This is a genomic window from Pantoea sp. PNA 03-3 (genome assembly GCF_003201175.1).
In the GTDB taxonomy this organism is placed as follows: Bacteria; Pseudomonadota; Gammaproteobacteria; order Enterobacterales; family Enterobacteriaceae; genus Pantoea; species Pantoea stewartii.
Genome location: NZ_QICO01000015.1, coordinates 1 through 20,840, shown reverse-complemented (window position 1 = coordinate 20,840; position 20,840 = coordinate 1). Strand labels below are relative to the sequence as shown.

Below are 20,840 nucleotides of genomic sequence, written 5' to 3'. Positions count from 1 at the left end.
GAGCAGGAAAAGGTTTATGCTGAAAATTGAGATCTTGATCGCTAATCACTAAAAAAAACCGGCCTTTTGGGCCAGTTCTGTGAGGCGGCAAACTATCTTACGTTGACGTAAATACCAGAGGTCACGTTATCGGTTAAGCGCACGACATGGTAAATAACCTGCTTGTTGTGCGTTTTAATTTTCCGCTTAATGTTTCCTTTATGGGAAGAGACCGTCTTAGCTTTAATTTGCATTTTGTCGGATATTTGGATGGTATCATGACCCGACATCCACATTTTCAGCATATTTGACTCAGTCTGGCTCAACGTCAGAGGGTGAACGTCCAGCCCTGAGGAAATACGCGGAGACATGTTAAGTTTCTTTTGCAAATACGTGCTAAGGAGAGAATCCAGCGTTGAAGGTTTAATGGCTTTCGATGTAATAATTAAATTTTTTCGGACATACAGATATTCTTCAAAATGAATATTACTGATGGCCATAAAAATAAAAAAGAGTGTTTCGGGATGCTGATTAATAATGCTGCGAATGCGCTCGCTTGAGTCGGTTTCGTGAATGAAACAGTCTTCATTAATAAACACAACACCTGGTTTCAACTGCTCACATCTTTGCTGTAATTGCTCAATATCGGAGACAGAAGTAATATTTTTCTTCTTCACTCCTTTAGAAGACATATAGTCCGATAATCCCAGGCGTGTGTAGTTGCAGGAATCCATAATAATCGTTGGCATGTTAGCGACCCTCACCAATTTGTTATCCGTTTAAATCAACGATGAATTACGCGTTGCGGTACGAGAAGATTTCCAAAGCGCTTTTTTTTATTCTGCTGATGCAGCGTGGCAACGGGCAAACGCCCGTAAAAGTCTTCTTCCTTGACCCGTTCTGCAAAATTTTTTCTTACTCTGGCCCCACACCTGGCGTCGAATCCACATCGGGTATTGATGTAAAGTCGTACCGGAGCGAAACACCGTTTTTGGGAGCAATGTCACTATCGCTGAAAACCCAGAGTTTTCTGATAGGACAAGTCTTAAAAACATTTGTTTCACGAAAGTGTAAGGCTGAAGAGTGAGTTGACAATGCCGGAAAAAACATTTTCTGACAAGAAAAATCACACAATATTTTTTCTTTTTTAATTTCAATGCATTGCCGATTTTATCACCAAAACAACCCTGTCGATGACTCTGTGTACCGCCCGACTAAAATACGCGATGCGCGGTTTAATAAGAATTATTTTAAGACTTATCGCACATTTATCAGAATATCCTTAGTTGATTTCTGGAAAATATGGTTTGAAAAATGCCCGGATAGTTGTGAATTTCTTAAGTATGGAAAAGGAAAAATAGTTAGATACTTAATGTTCAGGAGGGGGACAGTTCGGTGAGGAACTGGGCCAGAAGATCAAATATTTCGCCGAACAGGTGCTCACAGAACGGGGCGAGAAGGGGCATCAGCAGGCTGATCGTCAAAATGCCGACTGATAAGGTAATCGGGAAGCCGATCGCGAAGATTGATAACTGTGGTGAAAGACGGTTTAACAAACCCAGGACCATGTTTAGCGTGAGTAGCAGAACGATCAAGGGTAACGCTAACATCATGCCATTAAGGAAAATCATGCCGCCTGATTTTGCCAGCGCCATAAAAGCATTAGCTTCAAGTGGTGTTCCACCTACAGGAAGTGTATGAAAACTGTCCGCCAACAGTGAGATAAGCCACAAATGCCCGTTGAAGGATAAAAACAGTAACATGGCCAGCATGTCGAGAAAACGCGCAAGGACCGGCATATTAAGCCGACTGGCGGGATCAAAAAACGTCGCAAATGACAGACCCATCTGCAAACCAATCAGTTCACCGGCCGCCCGGACAGCTGCAAAGGCAAACTGCATCGTAAAACCAATGGCGATACCAATCAGCATTTGCTGAATCAGCAGCATGAAACCGGCCGGCGAAAACAGGGTGACGTTCACCGGCGGTAACAGCGGGACCAGCAGCCAGGTGATCATGGCCGCCAGGCCGATTTTCACCCGTTTGCTGATGGCGCGCTCACTCAATACCGGCGCTGTCGCAATCAGCGCCAGAATGCGCACCAACGGCCAGAAAAACTGGCTTATCCAGTGAACAAGCTGGCTGCTGTCGAGCGTAATCATCAGCCGATGATATAGGGCAGGTTAGAAAAAACGGTGCGGATATAATCCAGCAAGACGTTTAACATCCAGGGACCGGCAACGACGCCCGTGGCCGCCACCGCAATAATCTTAGGAATGAAAGACAGCGTTTGTTCATTAATCTGGGTCGCTGCCTGTAGCAAGCTCACCAGTAAACCGCTGACCAGGGCGGCCAGCAGCATCGGAGCGGCCAGCAGCAACGCGACGCGCATCGCCTCCTGGCCCATTACCATTACCGATTCAGGTGTCATGAATATCTCCTGTGCAATTCACAAGATCAGGAATAGAAACTTTGTGCCAGCGATCCAACCAGCAACTGCCAGCCATCCACCAGAACAAATAACATTAATTTAAAGGGCAGGGCGATGGTTGCCGGCGGCACCATCATCATACCCAGCGCCATTAATACGCTGGCCACGACAAGGTCAATAATTAAAAAAGGAATAAAGACGGTAAATCCAATCTGGAAGGCGGTCTTTAATTCACTGGTCACATAAGCAGGTAATAAAATACGCATCGGCACGGCTTCCGGCCCGACAATGGGAGGCGTATTTGCCAGACGGGCAAATAACGCTAAGTCAGCTTCACGCGTTTGACGCAGCATAAATTCACGCAGGGGTTGTGCGCCTTTATCAATGGCCACATCCATACTGATTTTATCCTGACTGAAAGGCAGATAGGCATCCTGATAAATTTTATCAAAGGTAGGTGCCATAATAAAAAAAGTTAAAAAGAGCGTCAGGCCAAGTAATACCTGATTGGGCGGCGCAGAGGGCGTGCCCAGCGCATTACGCAGCAGACCAAAAACAATAATGATGCGGGTGAAGCTGGTCATCATTAACAGAATGGCCGGCAGAAACGTCAACGAGGTAATAAATACCAGCGTTTGTACCGGAAGTGACCAGCTCTGGCCACCATTGGCTAATGGCTGGCTTACAAGGCCTGGTAACTGGGCGTGAGCAACCGGTGCCAGCAACAGCAGCGGCAGAAGAGGGAGCAGTCGACGCATCATGGGTTTTTTCCGGGACGTTTAACCAGATTCTGTAATAACTGACGAAAATCCTGCGGTGCTGCCTTTTCCGCGGTGTCTACATCGGGTGAAGCCGGTGGCAACGTATGCAGGTGGGTAATTTGCTGTGCCGTTACGCCCAGTACCAGACGGGCATCTGGCGTATCAACGATGACGACGCGCTCGCGCTGACCGACCTGGACACTGGCCGTGAGCGTCAGCTCACGGCTGCCGACTTTTTTCGGCGCAAAGCCCATACGACGGGCCAGCCAGGCGCATGCCAGAATCAACAGGATAATAACAACCAGAACACCACTTACCTGAGTCAGTACAGAGCCCGCTGAGATGGCGGGCGTCTGCGGTGTAGCCGGTTGGACAGTATGATTCTGGTTATTCATATTAACGGCTCAGACGGCGCATACGTTCTGAAGGCGTAATGATGTCGGTGATACGCACACCATATTTGTCGTTAACGACCACGACTTCACCCTGCGCAATCAGGTAACCGTTAATCAGGATATCCAGCGGCTCGCCTGCGAGACCATCCAGTGAGACCACAGAACCCTGTGTCAGACGCAGCAGTTCTTTGATGGTCATCTTGGTGCGGCCCAGTTCCACAGTCAGTTTTACCGGGATATCCATAATCAGGTCAATATCCTGCAATGAGCCTGAAGTGTTGCTGCTTTCAAACGATTTGAAAACGTCATCACTCTGTGAGGTGCTGGCACCAGAGCCCACCTGCTCATTCATTGCTTCAGCCCACAGATCGTCCGCAGAGATGGTGTCATCGGACGGTTTCTTGCTGTCAGTCATGGGGCTGTTCCTCGTTAAGCGAATTCAAAATCGGGTTAATCAAATGTTCTACACGCAGCGCATACTGACCGTTAAGTGTACCGTACTGGCTGGTTAAAACAGGCACACCGTCCACGTGGGCAATAATGCGCTCGGGTTTTTCAATCGGCAGGACATCGCCGGGTTTCAGCTGCAACACGCGTGACAGACGCAACGACGTTTCAGCAAAATGGGCAATCAGTTCCAGTTCAGAATGCTGAACCTGCTTCACCAGATTGTCCCGCCAGTGTGTATCTTCTGACCGCGAGTTTTCCAGCGGCGGATTCACCAGCATTTCACGCAAAGGTTCAATCATCGAAAACGGAATACAGATGTTGAACTCACCGACAAGGTTGCCAATCTCGACCTGGAACGGCGTGTTGACGACGATATCGTTAGGCGATGTGGTGATGTTGGTGAACTTCACCTGCATTTCCGAACGGACGTACTCGACATCCAGAGGATAAATCGCTTTCCACGCATCGCTGTAGCCATCAAGCGCCAGTTTCAGCATACGACGAATGACGCGTTGCTCGGTATGCGTGAACTCACGTCCTTCTACTTTAGTCGGAAAACGCCCATCTCCGCCAAAAAGGTTATCAACGGCAATAAACACAAGGCTCGGTGAAAACACGACCAGAGCCGTGCCGCGCAGCGGCTTCAGGTGGATCAGGTTCAGGTTCGTTGGCACCGGCAGGTTGCGGGCAAACTCATGGTATGGCTGAATCTTGATCGCGCCCACGCTGATATCCGGGCTACGGCGCAGCAGGTTAAACAGCGCCATACGGAAATGACGGGCAAAACGCTCGTTAATAATTTCCAGCGCCTGTAAACGCTCGCGCACCACGCGGCGCTGGGTATTGGGATCATAAGGGCGAATATCGCCCTCTGGACCGTTTTGTTTCTTTTCTTCTTCCGCGCTGCCACTGTCGCCGTTTAATAGCGCGTCAATTTCAGCCTGGGAGAGAATGCTGTCGCCCATTGATTCACCTCAAAATGAAGGCGGTAAACAGTACGTCGTCTACGACCTGCGGAGGTTGACCTTTCACCAGCGGTGGTGCCAGCGCCTGTTTGATTTGCTCAACAAGCGCTTGCTTTCCTTGCTCTGTCGCCAGCGCAGCAGCGCTCTGGCGAGAAAGCAGCAGTAACAGACGACTGCGAACCTCAGGCAGATAGTCACTCATCCGACGACGCGTTTCTTCATCCGGCAGACGCAGAGTAAACCCTACGTACAGTACACGGTCTGGATCGTTGTCGGGATTGACCAGGTTAACCGTAAATGTATCAAGTGCAAAAAAGACCGGGGCGGGAGGCGGTTCAACTTTCGCGACCTCCGGCTTATCGCCCTCATGTTTATTCATTATTCGCCAGACTGCATAGCCTGCCACGCTGCAAGCGGCCAGTGTTACGATCAGCAACACTGGAATCAGGATTTTACGTTTGCGACCTTTAGCTTTCGCGTTATCAGACATTTTAGCAGTTACTTCCTGTGAATTATGGGCGAGCCTCTCGGCTCACCTGAACAGATTATCGCGTGTCTTAAGTCAAACAATGGCAAGAAAAGACACGGGTTTTACGCTTACCTTCAGCGTTTGTCGCTGTCAGGCAAAGGTGTCTACGGCGCCCTTACCGTTTAACCGGGCCTGAAGAGCCTGCGGTACGGCAATCGGCGTGATGTCGTTATCACTGTCCTGGGTCAGAGAGAAGCTGCCGTGCTGTCCGTCGCGACGCGCCTCCTGTTGATGCTGGAAGCTTTGCCCTTGCGCGAAACTGTCACTGCTGACCTGACTCTCACCCAGGTTAATACCATTTTCAGCCAGCGCAGTGCGCAGCTGAGGAAGCGCGGCTTCCAGTGCAGCCCTGACATGGCTGTGACCTGAAACCATATTTAACTGTGCCTGATCGTTATTCAGTTTCAGGCTGATCTGGATCGCACCGAGATCTTCTGGATGCAGGCGTAACTCCGCATTCTGCTGGCCGTTACGACTGAACATCACAATTTGTTGACTCAGGGCCTGCTGCCATTCATTGCTACCCAGGTGGGCATTCAGCATCGGCGTAGACGGCGTGTTCATCGACGCAGAGGCCGTGAAGGGTTGCATAACGCTGCTGGCGCTGGCTATCGGCGCGGCAATCATCGTCTGATTATCGCTGGCTGCAGCGTTTATCGGACGCTCATCCTGCTTGTTGACGCTGCTCAGTATCTGCTGAAAACTGGCGTCTGTCGTCAACTGTGCCGGTGTCGATGCGGTTTGCGTCGTGGCTGCGGGCGTTACCCCACGGCTGGCCTGGTCAACGTTACTGGCCAGGCGACCGCCATCCTGCAGCTTGCTGTTTTTCGCCTCTTTGTCATCACCGCTCAGTGCCGTGGTCACCGCCTGCGTCAGTGCCGATAAGGCCGAACGCGGTCCGGCATCGCGTTGCATATCCACGTCACGCGTCGTCGTGCTGTCTTTCACGGCCTGTTGCAAGCCGGTTGCCGGTAACATGGCAAACAGCGCCTGAATATTTTGCATATCGCTGCTGTTCAGCGCGGCCTCTTTCGCGTCACCCTTATCATCGGCTGATTTTGTACCGGCTTTAATATTTTCCGGTTTAAACAGCGCACTGAGTGCAGTCGGGTTTTCCAGCGAAGAGATCAATGCATTCAACGACGTGGCAACCTTGCTGTCGTCATCAGCGACGCTATTTTTTTCTGCTGCAACTGTGGTTTTACTGTGCAGTTTCGCCAGGGAAAGCAACTGATTTCCCAGCGTAGTGATAAAGTCCTTCGGTAGCGCCTCGCCACCGCCCAGCAGATCGGTTGTCCCCGATGTTTCAGCGGTGCCGGTTGTTTTCGTTGTCAACGCAATGTTTGGCAGCGTAATCATTCGCCTTTCCTCAGTGCAGCCCGTTGGGCAAATTCATCCATCCGTTTCTGGTCGAGACGGTTTTCTTGTCGTAATGCATTTTCTTCTGCCCGGGTAATCAGCGTCTGATAGGCATTGAGGCGTTGTTGTTTTTCACGCCAGTTAACCAGTGCCTGTTCAAGCCGTTGATTCCATTGCTGCAACTGACTGCGGTGTTGCTCAATGGCTTTTTCCAGCGTCTGAATGAACTGGTGATAGTTCGTCCAGCGGTTGCTGGCAATACCGCTGGACATGTCGCTGTTCAGCTTGTTGCGGTATTCATCCTGATAGTCAAGCAACATACTGAGCTGCTCGTTTGCAGCCTGCTGGCCACGCCGCATATCGCCTAACAGCACGGCGGCGCGTTCAAGATCCTGTTCCGCCAGGTCACGCAAAGTGTCAATGGCATTGACTGTTTTCATTACGATGTCCTCATATCAAACGCGCGAATTAACCGAACAATGCATGTAAATGCAGGCAGGCATCGTCGTACTCACTGCGCTCAAAAATGCCTTGTTGCAGGAAGGCTTCCATCTGCGGATAAAGCTGAATGGCTTTGTCCAGCATCGGATCGCTACCGGCGGCATAGGCACCGACGCTGACCAGATCCCGGTTGCGCTGGAAACTCGAGAGCAACTGTTTGAACTGGCGCACGCGTGCATAATGGTTTTCATCAATCAGTGACGTCATGGCACGACTGATTGAGGCTTCAATATCAATCGCCGGATAATGGCCGGCTTCGGCCAGACGACGTGACAGCACAATGTGGCCGTCAAGGATGGCACGCGCAGAGTCAGCAATCGGGTCCTGCTGATCGTCGCCTTCGGTCAGTACGGTATAAAACGCCGTGATCGAGCCGCCGCCATCAATGCCGTTACCCGCGCGTTCAACCAGGGCGGGCAGTTTGGCAAATACGGAAGGTGGATAACCTTTGGTGGCCGGCGGCTCACCAATCGCCAGCGCGATTTCACGTTGCGCCATGGCATAACGTGTCAGCGAATCCATGATTAATAAAACATGTTTACCGCGATCGCGGAAATCTTCCGCAATGCGCGTGGCGTAAGCGGCACCCTGCAGACGCAGTAGCGGTGAGACATCTGCCGGCGCGGCGATGACGACCGAACGGGCGCGGCCTTCAGCACCTAAGATGTTTTCAATAAAGTCTTTAACTTCACGGCCACGTTCACCGATTAAGCCCACCACGATCACATCGGCCTGGGTATAGCGCGCCATCATGCCGAGCAGCACACTTTTACCCACGCCTGATCCGGCGAACAAGCCCATACGTTGTCCCCGGCCAACGGTGAGCAGGGCGTTAATCGCCCGAACGCCGGTGTCCAGCACATCGGTAATAGGGGTGCGCTGTAAAGGGTTAAACGGCGGTGTGTTCAATGGAGCACGGTAGCCCGTTTCCGGGGAAGGTAAGCCATCCAGTGGGCGGCCGCTGCCATCAAGCACCCGGCCTAACAGCTGTGGCCCCAGCAGCAGCTGTTTACCTGAATGAGGGTTATCGCCGGTGGTACGGGCATAAACGCGCGCGCCGGGCAGAATGCCGTCCACTTCTTCCAGCGGCATCATCAACAGTTTCTGACCGTTGAAGCCCACGACTTCGCTTTCAATTTCGCTAATCGTTTTACCGTCATTACGTTCAATCACACAGGTCGAACCGAGCGGCAACTGCAGGCCGGTAGCTTCGAGAACCAGGCCGGTGGCACGCGTCAGCCGTCCATAGCGACGAACAGGTTGCACCTGCGCAATACGACTTTCGAAGGCATCAAGCGAGCCCAGCCAGCGGTTCAGACGAGTGGTCATTAAAACTCTCCAGGTGCGGCAAGACGGCACAGTTCCTGCCAGCGGGTTGCCACGCTCGCGTCAAGATCGCCGTCTTCGGCACTGAGCTTGCAGCCGCCGGGGTGCAGCGTATTGTCAGCCAGTAAACGCCAGCCGTGCAGATCAAGCGTTGGCCCCAGTGTTTGTTCAATCCTCAGCAGGTCATCAGGATGCACCCGAAGCTGCGGCTTACCGCTAAACATGGGCTCCTGCTGCAGTAAGCCCTGAATCTGGCGCAGCAACGCACTGCCATCCACCGTGGTGGCCTGACCAATCACCGAACGCGCGGCTTCCAGAGCCAGCTGCATCAGGCGGGCAGCAATGACGCTGTCCAGCGATTCCAGCGTATTTTGAAATTCCGTCACCAGCTGCTGCATTCGCGCCTGTAAGGGAGCCTGCTGTTGCTGCGCATCAGCAAGGCCTTGCTGAAAGCCCGCGTCATAGCCGGCTTTCTGACCTTCATTAAACCCCTGCTGATGGCCTTCGCTGTAGCCTTGACCGTGGGCTTCTTTACGCAACTGCTGCTGCATCTGCTCAAACTGCTGTTGCTGTTCGTCTTCTTCTGATTCGAAGAATTCGATTTCGGGTTCAGCCTGAATCGTCGCGGGCTCTTCAGGACGCCCCAGTTCTACAGGCTGCCACAGTTGCCAGGGGCGGGCGGAAAATGCATCAGACATAGGTTTCCTCGCCGCCACCGATTACCATCTCGCCGGACTCTGCCAGACGACGCACCACCAGCAGGATCGCTTTCTGTTCGTTCTCTACTGCAGACATACGTACCGGACCACGGTTGGCCAGATCGTCGCGCAGGATATCGGCCGCACGGGCTGACATGTTTTTGAGGAACTTCTCGCGCAGCGGCTGCTCGGCACCTTTCAGGGCGATCAGCAACTGCTCGGATTCCACTTCCTGCAACAGACGCTGGATACTGCGGTCGTCCACTTCCACCAGGTTTTCGAACAGGAACATCTCGTCGATAATTTTCTGTGCCAGTTCGCCATCGAAGTCGCGTACCGCTTCGATAACCGCTTCTTCCTGCTGCGTTTTCATCAGGTTGATAATTTCGGCCGCCGTTCTCACGCCGCCCATCTTCGCACGCTTGAGGTTGGTACCGTCGAGCAGGCTGTTCAGGACTTCGGTCAGTTCTGCCAGCGCTGCCGGCTGCACACCACCGAAGGTAGCAATACGCAGCATGACGTCATGACGCAGGCGCTCATCAAACAAGGCCAGAATATCGGCAGCCTGACCCCGTTTCAGGTGGACCAGGATAGTCGCGATGATCTGTGGATGCTCGTCGCGAATCAGATCGGCTGCGGCCTGCGGTTCCATGAAGTTGAGCGTTTCCATACCACTGGTGGTATCGCGGGTTTCAAGGATATCTTCCAGCAGGCTTGACGCACGCTCTTCACCCAACGCCCGGGTCAGCACGGAGCGCAGGTAATCGTTCGAGTTGAGGCTCAGTGCCGCGAACTGCTCGGCATCGCCTTCAAACTCACGCAGCACTTCGGTCAGTTGCTTATGCGAGACCTGACGCATGCTGGCCATCGCGGCACTCAGATGCTGAACCTCACGCTGGTTCAGGTGCTTAAAGACTTCCGCCGCGCGTTCTTCACCAATGGTCATCATCAGAATGGCGCTTTTTTCAGTACCGGTCAGACTCATAGTTCGTTACTCATCCATTCGCGAATCACCAGCGCAACAACGCGCGGATCGTTTTCAGACATGTCGCGGATACGCTGGCTCATGACTTCAGCGCTCATGCGGTTATTAGATTTACGTTCCTGCTCAAGTTCATCTTTGCTGAGCTGGACGCTGTAAGCTTCCTGATCGTTCTGCTGAGCAGCACGGGCAGCCTGAGCTTCTGCAGCGGCCTGCTCTGCGGCTTTCTTACGCAGAACATGCGGACGCACCATTTTGCGATACAGGATGAACGCCACCAGCGCAACCAACAGCCATTTACCTGCATTAATCAGCTGATCAAAGAACGACTGCTGTTGCCAGAAGGGCAGTTCAGTCGATACAGGCTCGGTGGTATTAAACTGCGAGTTCACCACGTTGACAGTGTCGCCACGTGTCTGTGAATAGCCCATGGCTTCGCGCGTCAGGTCTTCAATCTGCTTCAGCTGCTGCTCATTCAGCGCAATCGCTTTGCCTTTATCGTCTTCGCGATAGTTCACCACCACGGCAACAGACAGGCGCTGCACGTCACCCACATTCATCTTGGTATGACGAATGGTACGATCCAGCTCATAGTTCACCGTATCATCACGGCGCGAGTTGGTCGGTACACTGCTGGTAGAGGCTGTGCTGGTCCGTTGACCATTGGCTGCATTGTTCTGACCATTGGCATTCTGGCCATTGGCCGCATTGTTATTGGCCGTATTGATCGGGGCCGTATTGGCTGGCGCAGGCTGGTTAGACAGTGCGCCCGGTACGCCGCCCGGATAAGGGCTGCCCGTCTGCTCGCTGGTGCTGGTCTGCTGAGAGCGAATAGACGCGTTTTTCGGATCGCCGTTCGGCTGGTACTTCTCATCCGTCTGTTCACTGGTATCGAAGTTAATCTGTGCCGTTACCTGCGCATGGACATTGCCCTGGCCCAGAATCGGGTTAAGGATCGCTTCGATACGTTGCTGGTAACGCGCTTCGACTTCGGCGGCATATTTCAGCTGTGCATCGTTCAGATCACGGCCTACTGCGTCAGAACGGGTTAACAGATGACCGCTCTGATCGACCACGGTCACGTTCCCCGGCGGTAAACCGGCCACGCTGCTGGAAACCATGTGCGTGATGGCCTGAATCTGACCTTCATCCAGCGCACGGCCCGGCTGCAGAGTTAACGTCACAGACGCGGATGGCGCTTTTTGCTCACGTACGAACAGGGTTGGTTTAGGCATCGCCAGATGGACGCGCGCCGTTTTCACCGGCCCCAGAGATTCGATAGTACGTGCCAGCTCGCCTTCCAGTGCGCGCTGGTAGTTCACCTGCTCGCTGAACTGGCTGATACCGAACTTTTCTTTATCCAGCAGTTCAAAACCGACGTTGCCACCTTTAGGCAGGCCCTGTTCAGCCAGACGCAGGCGCAGCTCATGCACCTTATCTTCCGGCACCATTAATGCACCGCCGTTATCCGCGAAACGATAAGGGACATTCATTTGCGTCAACTGCGTGACAATGGCACCCCCGTCCTCATTGGACAGGTTGCTGAACAATACGCTGTAGTTCGGTGTTTTGGCCCAGAGCACCAACGCAAAAACCACAGCGATAGCGGCTGCGGCTGCGACGATTAACGGAATACGTGGATTGGCACGCAGGCGAGCGAGAAGGTCACCAAAGCCTTTCGTTTCTTCATTTTGTGTGGCGGCTGCACTCGCATTCATGACCGATTCCTGCCTGACGTAATTGACCGGGTTAGTTGTGATGGCAAAACAGACTCCCTGACCTGCTTAAATAAAATTTCTACTTCAATGCCTGGCATTATTTGATGAAACGCAAAATTCGATGGGTGAATAAGCCACGGTTTTTAGCGTCATTTAGCGGCTTTGTCTTATTGACAATGTGTTAACTTCTCCCCACGTCAAAAATCTTCATCTTTTTTAATGAGGTAGCAACTATGTCAATTCAGGCAATCGACGGTGTTTTACAGCAGTTACAGATGACCTCGCTTCAGGCCAATAACAAAAGCGATGAGGTCAACAGCCATATCGATTTTGGCGCGACCATGAAGGCCGCTCTGGACAAAATCAGCGAAACCCAGACCACCGCCCGTAGCCAGGCGCAGGCGTTCGAAATGGGGAAACCCGGTGTCGCTTTAAACGATGTGATGGTCGATCTGCAAAAATCGTCTATCTCCATGCAGATGGGGATTCAGGTCAGGAACAAGCTGGTTTCGGCCTATACCGACATCATGAACATGCAGGTGTAGTCGGGAAAACGGGTCTTTATTATCAGGTATATGCCTGGCGGCGTTGAGTTGGGACAAGAGCGACACAGAATGTGGCTTTACCAAAAGCGCCTTCTTGTTGCTTTATACGTGTTCAACGATGCAATCGTACACCTGATAACCTTTCCTGATGCGTTCAGGCCATGCCAGCCGCGCGCGGTAGCTGAGTTGGGCTTGTCAGGGCCGCGTCTGAGACGCGATTATCGCATCACGACCTGCCTCATCATCCCTTTACTTCAGACATCTACCTGTCGGTGTTTATTCTCCTTTCCTTGCCGAAAGAAAATATATCCTGCATCTTTATCCTTCGCTTCCGTGCAGGCGTTCACTATGACATTTTCGCTGTGCCGGTTACGGCTGCATGACGCCATCCGCTAAAGTATTTTCAGCACGGTTCCTGCGTCAAAAAATATCATTTCTAATGTTGTAATTTTTCTACGACTTTTAAAAGCAAAATTAGTTAGCTTAATAACTAAAAATATCCCTGAAGGTGGGAAGTAAAAAATGAAATACTGAAAGCAAAAGATGTAATCTGGTATGTATTCGTAAGCCAGCAAAACCTGTTTACCTTAACGGCGACGCGGGTTGCGACAGCAGCGTAACAGGCACCACGCGGCTTCCATCCCCGTTTACACATCAAACGGAAATATTCCTCTTCTAATCTAATTAAAATATTTAACTGTTTAAATCTGTCGCCTGATATTAATGTCAGCATTCATTCTGCTCACGGATATATCAACATGAGATACTTAATTCAAACACTTCTCACGAACTCAAAAAGTGGTGAGCAGATTAAATATGAAGTCTATTCGGAAAACCGGAAGTCAGATTTTATAGATAAAATCCCGGAAGGTTCCTGCACAGTAATTTCTTACAAACTGACTGAGAGGACGATTCAGTTGCTGGATCGGGATGTGAATCTGCAACCGTTATTCGATGCCCATCGACCGGCGCAGGATGTTTTTTATCCAGACGGCCCTCACCGGATTAATCTTGAGATGCTGGTCGATTATTTAAATCAGCAAGCCTGATCACGTGCAGAGGGGGCCCGTTCCCGTAGCCGGCGGTTTTCTGCGCCTGCGAACCGTTGAATAAAGGGCCAAAGCCTGTTGCCCGCCCGTCCCTGACCGTTGCCAGGCGAGCAGCCCACATGCCAGGCCAGCTGGGTTAACGAGCAGGGAGGCATGGCTTCTCATCCTGCTGGCCTTAAAATAATGACTGCACCGGCTTCAAAGCATGGGGCAGATCACCGTCTGCCCCGGTTCAGTGGGCAGACGGTGACATGTCATGATGCTTTGAAAGGATCCTTTTTATCATCCTGACTGTCATCATTTTTTCTGGGCACTTCACCGTGATCTTTCGGTGCATCGTTTGCGGGATGATCATCTTCCTCGTAGGCATTTCCCGCATTAGGTGCGGCTTCGGGTAATCCTTTGCTGACATCGCCTTCATGTTTACGTTTATCGTTACTTTGGTTGTGCATCGTGTGCTCCTCTTTGTCGTCCTCTAAGTCTAGACCAGCACAACAAAGCTGTGGGCGGAGACCCGTCAGCATATTTATCATCACGTAAGGACGGGGTATGACACCGCCGTTTTCCGCCTGACCACGGCGAGAAGCCATGTCCTGTAAAAGTGACTTCCGATTATTCCTAATGCAAAACCGCTATATTGTCCTACCTTTAAATCTCCAGACGATATTTTCATTGGAAAAACAACCAAAAGGAAACACAGCATGAGTGATTCAATCGAAACTAAAAGCAAAACCGATTATCTGCGTGACGTGGCATCCCAGTTGAAAGAAATGCGCCACTATGCGCAAACGAATACTGAGACGCTTTCCGCCCATTGGTTAGCCTTTGATGCCGGTGAATACAAGGATGAAGGGAATGCGGCCCGTATTGACGCATTACTGAATAAGCAGGGAACGTTGCTGGAAGATCTGGAGAAAGCCATTCAGGATATTGAAATTGAAATCAACCACAGTGAGCAGGAGAGTTAAGGTATCTCCCGCTAACTGAGGGGTGGCGATTAACGGATTAATCCGCCACCAGCCAAAACTCGGCTTCATCAAACATTTCTTCCACCAGACGCGCGACAGTGGCTTTATCATTCTTGCTGAGGTCGGTTTCTATCGCGTTACGTTCCATCGGTTTCACCTTGACCTCGATGTCAGGAAAAACACGATGCACACGCTTTTCAAGCTCTGCCAATATCATGTCGCGCGCCCCTGGCAGGCCCGCGACATTACGCTTATCGTAAATTAACTCTACAAACATAATAACCATCCCTTCAGGGCAAAATCGCGTTGCCATTTTACTGTAAATAAAAACAGTATCAAGCTGATGTTTGCATGAATCCGTTTTTTAGGTCCCGCGTAGAAAAGCATTTTTATCTGGTTTACTCTGAGGGCGCTCTTAACGATATATGCGCTCACTCACCGGGAGAAGTGCAATGCGACAATTGGTTATTGATATTCTGCTTAAACTGGCAAAAATGGATGTCGATGCAAAGGAACTGACTGCTCAGGTCGAAGCGCAGTCATTGCTGGTTGCCGCTTTATTAGTCCAGGCGAAACAAGATAATGCGTTAACGATTTCTGAGACGGTGCAGGATGCCATTGTCACGGCATCGCGTTCCTCATCAGAGTTCATGCAGTCTGATATTGATCTGTTGCTCACGCACCTCAACCGATTACTGGCCGTGGCTAAGTATGTTGAGGTGAGGGGAAAGCTCGAACAAGAAGAGTGATGGTTAACGCTGGCGGCAGAGGGGTTTTCTGCCGCCAGCGAGGCCGTATCAAAGGCATTAACCGTTTGTTGTCACGACGCTGCGCAACGCCATCGCCGTTATTCTTCCTGTCCGCACAGCTGAGGTATAGCTAGAGCTCGTTCTTTATACAAAATTCTTCCCAACTCATTCCCAGAGATTCGGCATGCGATCGGAGATAGGCTTCGATGGCTTCGGCGGCGACGGCTTTATCCGGCTCTGCCAGTTGAATCGAAAAAATCATACCATCAAGATTTTTCTGGCGTAAAAAGGCGGCATAAATGCGTTCGGCGTGCCACTCGCGCAATTCACGCAGGGACATATTGGCGGCACGGGCATCCTGTTCGGTCAGTTCATCGAGTGCGGCCTGAAAATCGGCGTGGGCAGTGAAGAACATTTGGCGTGCCTGGGCATAATAAGCTTCTGGAGTTTTCATGACAAATCTCTGAGATGTAATGCAGGGCGACAGTGTAGCCTGTTGTGCCTCCCTTGTCAGGCCGGAGAGGACAGGTTCATTCACAGCGATAAAAGCCGGCAGGGAAGGGAATAAACATCACCCGGTGCGTGATGAATCCAGGAAAAGCGCGCTTTACGTTGATTTCATCCCTCAGATATCTTGCACATCTGGCGGTAAAAATTATAACGTAGCCGCCATTAACCGGATTTAGGGATCAAAGATGAAAAACTGGATGCTGATTGCCACACTGGCGCTGAGTGGCTGCGCACAAATAAACAGTTATCAAAGTGCGGTGCAAACGCCGGCCCCGGCAAATTTACAAGGCAACTGGCAGACGGTTGGGCCGCAGAGTAACCTGATTAGCGACAAGGCGATTGGGAGTCTGATTATCAACGCGGACGGCAGTACGCTGGATTGCCGGCAGTGGCAACGGGTCATTGCGAAGCCAGGCAAATTGACGCAGCTGAATGGCGATTATGTCAATGTCACGCGTCAGTTACGCATTATGACACTGGATCTGGATGGCGGTGAGCTGGATTACGACGGGCTTACGTTGCGTAAGGTCGATCGACCCACGGTGGAATGCCAGAAAGCTTTACAGGAAGCGGCCCAACATCCCGGTGTGGATGTGATTCAGAATATCGAACCCGAGATTATGCGTCCGGTTCTGAACAAATAAATGACGCAAAGCGGTCTTAAGGACCGCTTTGCGCTGATGCGCAGGCTGTTACCGCGCCAGAAAAAGCAGCGGACCTGTGGTTTTACGCCTCAACAACCCAGACACTCACGCTGCCTGCATTACAGCGAAACACGGCGCTGCCGGCGTCGTCCGTCGTAACGGTATCGGATTGATGTCCCAGATAGTCATACCATACTTTCCCGGCATATCCTTCTCCCATTGAAATCTGTTTTTCCCCCGCTTCGCCATTCGACATGATCACAATACAGCCCGGCTTTTCAGCGGTTCCGCTGCGGCTGAACGCGACGCAGTTAGGATGGTCGAAGTAATCGGTTTGCGCGCCCCAGCCAAATTGCTGACGGGCACGAATCAGCCCTTCGAGTTCAGGAATGACCGGCATATCGACCTGATGCATTTCACCGTCTCCGCCTTCATCCTCATAGTGGGCACCGAAAAGGTCCGGATAAAAAATGGTCGGAACGCCTTGCTCGCGCAACAGAATCAGCGCATAAGCCAGCGGCTTAAACCAGGCTTCAACGGGCGCTTCCAGAGACTGCAGCGGCTGTGTGTCGTGGTTGGCCACGATAGTCACGGCATGCCACGGGTCGGCTAATACCAACGAGTTATCAAAAATTTTGCTCAGGTCATAATCGCTGCCGGCTTTAGACGCCTGATGAAAATTCATGTGCAGCGGGGCGTCAAACAGCAGCGTTTTGCCTTCCACCTGATTGATATATTCCTGCAACTTTTCGGTTTCAAAGGACCAGTATTCCGCCACAATAAACAGCGGTTCGTTAGCGACGTCCTGAATATGTTCGATCCAGTCTTTGTAAAACCAGGCCGGGATATGTTTTACCGCGTCCAGACGAAAGCCGGTGCAGGGGACCTGCTCCATGACCCAGCGCGCCCAGTATTTGAGTTCTTCGCTCACCGCCTTATTGCGGAAATCAACATTGGCGCCCATCAGATAATCAAAGTTACCTAACTCGTTATCCACCTGGTCGTTCCAGCCTTCAGCGGTGTAATCGTTGATAATTTTGAACACGCCGTTTTCATCGGGATTTTCAATATGGTCGACCCCGCTAAAACACTTATGATCCCAGATGAATGTCGAGTATTCGCCTGCCCGCGCCGGAAACGTAAACTTTGTCCAGGCTTCGCATTCCACGACCTCGGGATAAATTTCATCACGATTATCCGGGTTAACGCGATTTACGCTCACCTGTTCTTTCTCGTCCGCGCCCATTTTATGGTTGAGAACCACATCCAGCAGCACGCCAATGTTGTGGCTGCGCAGCGCATTGACGGCAGCCAGCAACTGCTGCTTATCACCATATTTGGTGGCGACGCTGCCTTTTTGCTCAAACTCGCCTAAATCGAAGAGATCGTAGCTGTCATAACCCACCGAATAACCACCGGACTCGCCTTTATAGCAAGGGGGCAGCCAGACCATGTTGATGCCGATGTCATTAAGCAGGGCCGCTTTTTCTGCGACTTCCGGCCACAGCGTGCTGCCATCGGGATAATACCAGTGGAAAAACTGCAAAAGGGTTGGGTTGTGCATGACAAACGTCCAGTCAGAGGAGAGGGAACTGGAAGTATGGGATAAGAGTGAAGAAATTACGCGGGTAAACTAAAAAAAGAGTGTTTACCCGCATAAGTCGGCCTTTACTGGTCTTTTGGGTAAAGAATATTACCCGCCATCTTGCCGTAAGAAGAGACAATGTTGTGTTGCTGCGTTGAGGTCGTGACCAGCGAGCGCAGTTCGCTCATACGTTCACCCAGCAACGTCTTCAGCGTGGTTTCATTCTTCAGAATTTGCTCAAGTACCGGGCGAATTTGTGCCCGCTGTAATGCGGACAGCGCACTGGCATCGTTATCACGCGCAACACGCTCGACGCTACTAACGTAAGTTGATTCGCAACTAAGCAACTCATCCCATTGTCCCTGCCGGGCATTTTCCAGCATGGCATTACTGAGCGTGAGTAAGTGTTGATATCCTTTTAGCAGCTCGAGTGGATGACTCATTAAAAGGTATCCTGCTGTGGCTGGTAATTAGGGCCAATCTGTTTCCACGCATCCGCAATATTATTGAGCAAGCCTTCGACTTCCGTAATGGCCTCAAGGTCGTTGTTCAGGTTAGCCTGTAACAGACGACGGGTCATATATTCATACAGATCGTCGAGATTAGCTGAAATTTCACCGCCAACCTCATGGTTCAGGCCTGCGCGCAGCCCGTTAGTAATGATATTAATGGCCTTAGATAAGGCGTTACCTTTACCGGGAATATCGCCTTGCTCAATTAAAATGGCAGCTTTTTTCATGGCGCTCAGGGCGCCATCAAAAAGCAGCACGACCAGCTGATGTGGGCTGGCGCTTAATACGGCGCTTTCCACACCTACCTGCGCATAGGCCTGAATACCGGACTTAGCGTACATGCTTACCACTCCTGTTATAGTTTGGCGAACTGCTGGGTCAAATAGTTACCGGTCTGGGTCATGGAGCTGACCAGGGTAGACAGACTGGTAAACTGTGTTTTGTAACGCGCCATGGTCGCCGCAATCTGGCTGTTTACTTCGTCGTACTGATCGGACAGTTTTTTCAGTGAGGTATTAATGCCGTTAGTGGCATTTTGTACCTGTCCGTCACTGGCCAGTATCTGCGTCAGTTTGTTATTTGCCTGTGTGGCAAACCCGGTTGTTTTACCGTCACCCGTCAGAAAGTTCAGGACATCTGTCGGTTGATTGGTCAGGGCTTTGTCCAGTTTGGTGCTGTCCACAGTCAGCTTGCCGTTAACGTCCTGCGTGATCCCCAGTTGTGACAGACTGGTCAGGTTTCCGCTGGCTTGTGCGCTGGACAGTTGACTGCGCAGGCTGGTCTGGATGTTACGTAAGGTATTATCACCCAACAGATCGCCGTTACCGGAACTTTGCGACTCACCCGCTTTCACCGCCGTGTATTTCGTCTGGTTACCGATAGTGGTTTGCAGGGAGTTGTAGGCATCCACGTAAGCCTGGATTGCCGCCGTCATTGGCTGATTGTCTGTGGCGACGGTCAGCGTTTCCGGTGTATTTGCAGCGGTGGTTTTCGTCAGGTTGAGCGTGACACCTTCAGGCGCGTCCGTGACGGTATTGCTGCTGCGGGTGATGGACACGCCGTTAATTTTTAACTGCGCATCTTTAGCGGCAACCTGTTCGGTCATCGCGTTGCTGCTGCCACCCGAACTGTAATTAATATACTGGGACAGCGTGCCGTCGTCCGTACTGACCGTCATCGCATTCGCTGTGCCACTGTCGCGTGCAGTCAGAGACAGATAATAGGTATTATCGTCTGCTTTAATAATACTGGCGTTTACGCTGCCTTGCTGTTTATTAATCGCATCGCGAATATCAGACAGGCTGGTTTGATCTTTGCTCAGTGTTACCGTGAGCGGCGATTTCTGCCCAGACTGGGAAATCGTAATCGTGCGAGATGCCAGGCTCTGATCACCTAAATCGGTATCTTTACTGCTGGCTGATTTTGACAGCAGCGATTGCGAAGAGGCGAGTTGAGTAACCTCAATAGAATAGTTACCGGCGGAGGCTTTGCTCGCCAGCGTGGCAGTGAAAGCGGTATTCGTGCTGGTGACTTTCGTAGCCGCAATTGTCGAGGCATTTTGCAATGCCGCCGCCGCGGTCTGCAATTTTGACAGGCCGGTTTTCACCACGCCCCAGGCGGTAAGCTGAGCGTTATAGGACGCCTGCTGCTTAGTAATAGGCGTCAGTTTAGTCTGCTCAGCGGATTCCAGGCTGCTGTAGAGAGTATTCAGGTCGAGGTTCGTACCAGCACCGAGTGAACTTACACTTGCCATGCTTTAATCCTTTACGAGTTTACGTTAAGTGAAATGGGTATCGGCAGCGAGTGGCAAAAGATTAGCCTGTTTCTGAAAAAATTGATGGCTGAATAAAACCCCTTTCTTTAATTGTCTTCCCGGATTTGGCTGGCGAAAAATTACTGAATTTTTTTTCTAAAGGTTGAACGAGGGCTGACGATAATCAGGTTGTCGGTAAGCTAGCCGAATTCAGACGCCTAATATGGCTCAATTTTTTAAAGGAAAAACATCATGGCAGTGATTAACACTAACACCCTGTCGCTGGTTACCCAGAACAACCTGAGCAAGTCACAGTCTTCTCTGGGTACTGCAATTGAGCGCCTGTCTTCTGGCCTGCGTATCAACAGCGCAAAAGACGATGCAGCCGGCGAAGCTATCGCTAACCGCTTCAGCTCTAACATCAACGGCCT

The 20,840-nt window shown here is 51.3% G+C and carries 26 protein-coding genes and 1 pseudogene; 6 read left to right on the top strand and 21 right to left on the bottom strand.

Features of this window, described 5'->3' with window-relative positions; all coding sequences use genetic code 11:
- Positions 1–92 precede the first annotated feature (92 nt).
- From rcsA to fliF, 14 genes are all read right to left on the bottom strand, one after another.
- Positions 93–728, bottom strand: a complete 636-nt coding sequence (rcsA, locus tag C7433_RS22840; RefSeq protein WP_006119584.1) for a transcriptional regulator RcsA — start codon at positions 726–728, stop codon at positions 93–95.
- Between the two features lie 627 nt (positions 729–1,355).
- The gene (gene fliR / locus C7433_RS22835; protein ID WP_110269026.1) at positions 1,356–2,141 is read right to left on the bottom strand and encodes a flagellar biosynthetic protein FliR; all 786 of its coding nucleotides are present in this window, start codon (positions 2,139–2,141) and stop codon (positions 1,356–1,358) included.
- Positions 2,141–2,410, bottom strand: coding sequence for a flagellar biosynthesis protein FliQ (fliQ, locus tag C7433_RS22830; RefSeq protein WP_033742083.1), 270 nt, complete (start codon positions 2,408–2,410; stop codon positions 2,141–2,143). Before fliQ ends, fliR begins: the two co-directional genes overlap by 1 nt.
- 26 nt (positions 2,411–2,436) lie before the next feature.
- Positions 2,437–3,168: a flagellar type III secretion system pore protein FliP gene (gene fliP / locus C7433_RS22825; RefSeq protein WP_033742230.1), complete on the bottom strand. Its 732-nt coding sequence runs from the start codon at positions 3,166–3,168 to the stop codon at positions 2,437–2,439.
- Complete coding sequence (gene fliO, locus C7433_RS22820; protein WP_110269025.1) at positions 3,168–3,566, bottom strand: flagellar biosynthetic protein FliO; 399 nt, start codon at positions 3,564–3,566, stop codon at positions 3,168–3,170. The genes fliP and fliO overlap by 1 nt, the downstream gene beginning before the upstream one ends.
- Position 3,567: 1 nt before the next feature.
- Entirely contained in the window at positions 3,568–3,981 is a 414-nt protein-coding gene (gene fliN, locus C7433_RS22815; RefSeq protein ID WP_006119577.1) for a flagellar motor switch protein FliN, read from the bottom strand.
- Positions 3,974–4,981: a flagellar motor switch protein FliM gene (gene fliM / locus C7433_RS22810; RefSeq protein ID WP_006119575.1), complete on the bottom strand. Its 1,008-nt coding sequence runs from the start codon at positions 4,979–4,981 to the stop codon at positions 3,974–3,976. Before fliM ends, fliN begins: the two co-directional genes overlap by 8 nt.
- Before the next feature lie 4 nt (positions 4,982–4,985).
- Complete coding sequence (gene fliL, locus C7433_RS22805) at positions 4,986–5,471, bottom strand: flagellar basal body-associated protein FliL (protein ID WP_006119574.1); 486 nt, start codon at positions 5,469–5,471, stop codon at positions 4,986–4,988.
- A gap of 129 nt (positions 5,472–5,600) precedes the next feature.
- On the bottom strand, positions 5,601–6,869 hold the full coding sequence (locus C7433_RS22800) for a flagellar hook-length control protein FliK (RefSeq protein ID WP_110269024.1): 1,269 nt from the start codon (positions 6,867–6,869) through the stop codon (positions 5,601–5,603).
- Positions 6,866–7,309: a flagellar export protein FliJ gene (gene fliJ, locus C7433_RS22795; protein ID WP_033742078.1), complete on the bottom strand. Its 444-nt coding sequence runs from the start codon at positions 7,307–7,309 to the stop codon at positions 6,866–6,868. The genes C7433_RS22800 and fliJ overlap by 4 nt, the downstream gene beginning before the upstream one ends.
- A gap of 28 nt (positions 7,310–7,337) precedes the next feature.
- Positions 7,338–8,699 (bottom strand): flagellar protein export ATPase FliI, encoded by a 1,362-nt coding sequence (fliI, locus tag C7433_RS22790; protein WP_033742076.1) that lies wholly within the window; start codon positions 8,697–8,699, stop codon positions 7,338–7,340.
- Positions 8,699–9,394: a flagellar assembly protein FliH gene (gene fliH, locus C7433_RS22785; RefSeq protein ID WP_033742075.1), complete on the bottom strand. Its 696-nt coding sequence runs from the start codon at positions 9,392–9,394 to the stop codon at positions 8,699–8,701. Before fliH ends, fliI begins: the two co-directional genes overlap by 1 nt.
- Positions 9,387–10,379: a flagellar motor switch protein FliG gene (fliG, locus tag C7433_RS22780; RefSeq protein WP_006119564.1), complete on the bottom strand. Its 993-nt coding sequence runs from the start codon at positions 10,377–10,379 to the stop codon at positions 9,387–9,389. The genes fliH and fliG overlap by 8 nt, the downstream gene beginning before the upstream one ends.
- Positions 10,376–12,094, bottom strand: coding sequence for a flagellar basal-body MS-ring/collar protein FliF (fliF, locus tag C7433_RS22775; RefSeq protein WP_033742074.1), 1,719 nt, complete (start codon positions 12,092–12,094; stop codon positions 10,376–10,378). Before fliF ends, fliG begins: the two co-directional genes overlap by 4 nt.
- A gap of 233 nt (positions 12,095–12,327) precedes the next feature.
- Between fliF and fliE the strand changes: the two genes are divergently transcribed.
- Both fliE and C7433_RS23795 read left to right on the top strand, forming a co-directional pair.
- Complete coding sequence (gene fliE / locus C7433_RS22770; RefSeq protein ID WP_006119561.1) at positions 12,328–12,639, top strand: flagellar hook-basal body complex protein FliE; 312 nt, start codon at positions 12,328–12,330, stop codon at positions 12,637–12,639.
- A gap of 758 nt (positions 12,640–13,397) precedes the next feature.
- Entirely contained in the window at positions 13,398–13,688 is a 291-nt protein-coding gene (locus C7433_RS23795; RefSeq protein WP_172912775.1) for a hypothetical protein, read from the top strand.
- Between the two features lie 254 nt (positions 13,689–13,942).
- Here C7433_RS23795 and C7433_RS22760 read toward each other — a convergent pair whose 3' ends face one another.
- A complete protein-coding gene (locus C7433_RS22760; RefSeq protein WP_006119494.1) occupies positions 13,943–14,140 on the bottom strand; it encodes a hypothetical protein in 198 nt (65 codons plus the stop codon).
- 249 nt (positions 14,141–14,389) lie between these two features.
- Between C7433_RS22760 and C7433_RS22755 the strand changes: the two genes are divergently transcribed.
- Positions 14,390–14,656, top strand: coding sequence for a hypothetical protein (locus tag C7433_RS22755; RefSeq protein ID WP_006119493.1), 267 nt, complete (start codon positions 14,390–14,392; stop codon positions 14,654–14,656).
- Positions 14,657–14,693: 37 nt separating this feature from the next.
- Here the strand turns inward: C7433_RS22755 and C7433_RS22750 are convergent, their stop codons facing one another.
- Positions 14,694–14,933: a DinI-like family protein gene (locus C7433_RS22750; protein ID WP_033742070.1), complete on the bottom strand. Its 240-nt coding sequence runs from the start codon at positions 14,931–14,933 to the stop codon at positions 14,694–14,696.
- A gap of 175 nt (positions 14,934–15,108) precedes the next feature.
- On the opposite strand from C7433_RS22750, the gene iraP reads away from it, so the two are divergent.
- Positions 15,109–15,405, top strand: a complete 297-nt coding sequence (gene iraP, locus C7433_RS22745) for an anti-adapter protein IraP (protein ID WP_006119490.1) — start codon at positions 15,109–15,111, stop codon at positions 15,403–15,405.
- 130 nt (positions 15,406–15,535) lie between these two features.
- Here iraP and C7433_RS22740 read toward each other — a convergent pair whose 3' ends face one another.
- Positions 15,536–15,859 carry a DUF6388 family protein gene (locus C7433_RS22740; protein ID WP_006119488.1) on the bottom strand — a complete coding sequence of 108 codons (324 nt, stop codon included), beginning with the start codon at positions 15,857–15,859 and terminating at the stop codon, positions 15,536–15,538.
- A gap of 241 nt (positions 15,860–16,100) precedes the next feature.
- Here C7433_RS22740 and yedD point away from each other — a divergent pair, with 241 nt between their 5' ends.
- Positions 16,101–16,559 carry a lipoprotein YedD gene (yedD, locus tag C7433_RS22735; protein WP_006119487.1) on the top strand — a complete coding sequence of 153 codons (459 nt, stop codon included), beginning with the start codon at positions 16,101–16,103 and terminating at the stop codon, positions 16,557–16,559.
- Between the two features lie 82 nt (positions 16,560–16,641).
- Here yedD and amyA read toward each other — a convergent pair whose 3' ends face one another.
- The 4 genes from amyA to fliD form a co-directional block, all read right to left on the bottom strand.
- Positions 16,642–18,123, bottom strand: a complete 1,482-nt coding sequence (amyA, locus tag C7433_RS22730; protein WP_033742066.1) for an alpha-amylase — start codon at positions 18,121–18,123, stop codon at positions 16,642–16,644.
- A gap of 104 nt (positions 18,124–18,227) precedes the next feature.
- Complete coding sequence (gene fliT, locus C7433_RS22725) at positions 18,228–18,587, bottom strand: flagellar protein FliT (protein WP_033742064.1); 360 nt, start codon at positions 18,585–18,587, stop codon at positions 18,228–18,230.
- The gene (gene fliS, locus C7433_RS22720; protein ID WP_033742062.1) at positions 18,587–18,997 is read right to left on the bottom strand and encodes a flagellar export chaperone FliS; all 411 of its coding nucleotides are present in this window, start codon (positions 18,995–18,997) and stop codon (positions 18,587–18,589) included. Before fliS ends, fliT begins: the two co-directional genes overlap by 1 nt.
- Positions 18,998–19,011: 14 nt before the next feature.
- A complete protein-coding gene (gene fliD, locus C7433_RS22715) occupies positions 19,012–20,409 on the bottom strand; it encodes a flagellar filament capping protein FliD (RefSeq protein WP_033742060.1) in 1,398 nt (465 codons plus the stop codon).
- Between the two features lie 252 nt (positions 20,410–20,661).
- On the opposite strand from fliD, the pseudogene C7433_RS22710 reads away from it, so the two are divergent.
- Positions 20,662–20,840 (top strand): annotated as a pseudogene (locus tag C7433_RS22710) (flagellin FliC); the annotation flags it as partial.

What these genes read in the sequence shown, in the direction of transcription:
- fliF (WP_033742074.1), bottom strand. Translation starts at nt 12,094, where the DNA reads ATGAATGCGAGTGCAGCCGCCACACAAAATGAAGAAACGAAAGGCTTT.
- fliD (WP_033742060.1), bottom strand. Translation starts at nt 20,409, where the DNA reads ATGGCAAGTGTAAGTTCACTCGGTGCTGGTACGAACCTCGACCTGAAT.
- amyA (WP_033742066.1), bottom strand. Translation starts at nt 18,123, where the DNA reads ATGCACAACCCAACCCTTTTGCAGTTTTTCCACTGGTATTATCCCGAT.
- fliH (WP_033742075.1), bottom strand. Translation starts at nt 9,394, where the DNA reads ATGTCTGATGCATTTTCCGCCCGCCCCTGGCAACTGTGGCAGCCTGTA.
- fliG (WP_006119564.1), bottom strand. Translation starts at nt 10,379, where the DNA reads ATGAGTCTGACCGGTACTGAAAAAAGCGCCATTCTGATGATGACCATT.
- fliR (WP_110269026.1), bottom strand. Translation starts at nt 2,141, where the DNA reads ATGATTACGCTCGACAGCAGCCAGCTTGTTCACTGGATAAGCCAGTTT.
- fliT (WP_033742064.1), bottom strand. Translation starts at nt 18,587, where the DNA reads ATGAGTCATCCACTCGAGCTGCTAAAAGGATATCAACACTTACTCACG.
- C7433_RS22750 (WP_033742070.1), bottom strand. Translation starts at nt 14,933, where the DNA reads ATGTTTGTAGAGTTAATTTACGATAAGCGTAATGTCGCGGGCCTGCCA.
- C7433_RS22760 (WP_006119494.1), bottom strand. Translation starts at nt 14,140, where the DNA reads ATGCACAACCAAAGTAACGATAAACGTAAACATGAAGGCGATGTCAGC.
- fliQ (WP_033742083.1), bottom strand. Translation starts at nt 2,410, where the DNA reads ATGACACCTGAATCGGTAATGGTAATGGGCCAGGAGGCGATGCGCGTC.
- yedD (WP_006119487.1), top strand. Translation starts at nt 16,101, where the DNA reads ATGAAAAACTGGATGCTGATTGCCACACTGGCGCTGAGTGGCTGCGCA.
- fliE (WP_006119561.1), top strand. Translation starts at nt 12,328, where the DNA reads ATGTCAATTCAGGCAATCGACGGTGTTTTACAGCAGTTACAGATGACC.
- fliI (WP_033742076.1), bottom strand. Translation starts at nt 8,699, where the DNA reads ATGACCACTCGTCTGAACCGCTGGCTGGGCTCGCTTGATGCCTTCGAA.
- iraP (WP_006119490.1), top strand. Translation starts at nt 15,109, where the DNA reads ATGCGACAATTGGTTATTGATATTCTGCTTAAACTGGCAAAAATGGAT.
- fliS (WP_033742062.1), bottom strand. Translation starts at nt 18,997, where the DNA reads ATGTACGCTAAGTCCGGTATTCAGGCCTATGCGCAGGTAGGTGTGGAA.
- C7433_RS23795 (WP_172912775.1), top strand. Translation starts at nt 13,398, where the DNA reads ATGAGATACTTAATTCAAACACTTCTCACGAACTCAAAAAGTGGTGAG.
- fliN (WP_006119577.1), bottom strand. Translation starts at nt 3,981, where the DNA reads ATGACTGACAGCAAGAAACCGTCCGATGACACCATCTCTGCGGACGAT.
- C7433_RS22755 (WP_006119493.1), top strand. Translation starts at nt 14,390, where the DNA reads ATGAGTGATTCAATCGAAACTAAAAGCAAAACCGATTATCTGCGTGAC.
- rcsA (WP_006119584.1), bottom strand. Translation starts at nt 728, where the DNA reads ATGCCAACGATTATTATGGATTCCTGCAACTACACACGCCTGGGATTA.
- fliP (WP_033742230.1), bottom strand. Translation starts at nt 3,168, where the DNA reads ATGCGTCGACTGCTCCCTCTTCTGCCGCTGCTGTTGCTGGCACCGGTT.
- C7433_RS22740 (WP_006119488.1), bottom strand. Translation starts at nt 15,859, where the DNA reads ATGAAAACTCCAGAAGCTTATTATGCCCAGGCACGCCAAATGTTCTTC.
- C7433_RS22800 (WP_110269024.1), bottom strand. Translation starts at nt 6,869, where the DNA reads ATGATTACGCTGCCAAACATTGCGTTGACAACGAAAACAACCGGCACC.
- fliM (WP_006119575.1), bottom strand. Translation starts at nt 4,981, where the DNA reads ATGGGCGACAGCATTCTCTCCCAGGCTGAAATTGACGCGCTATTAAAC.
- fliO (WP_110269025.1), bottom strand. Translation starts at nt 3,566, where the DNA reads ATGAATAACCAGAATCATACTGTCCAACCGGCTACACCGCAGACGCCC.
- fliJ (WP_033742078.1), bottom strand. Translation starts at nt 7,309, where the DNA reads ATGAAAACAGTCAATGCCATTGACACTTTGCGTGACCTGGCGGAACAG.
- fliL (WP_006119574.1), bottom strand. Translation starts at nt 5,471, where the DNA reads ATGTCTGATAACGCGAAAGCTAAAGGTCGCAAACGTAAAATCCTGATT.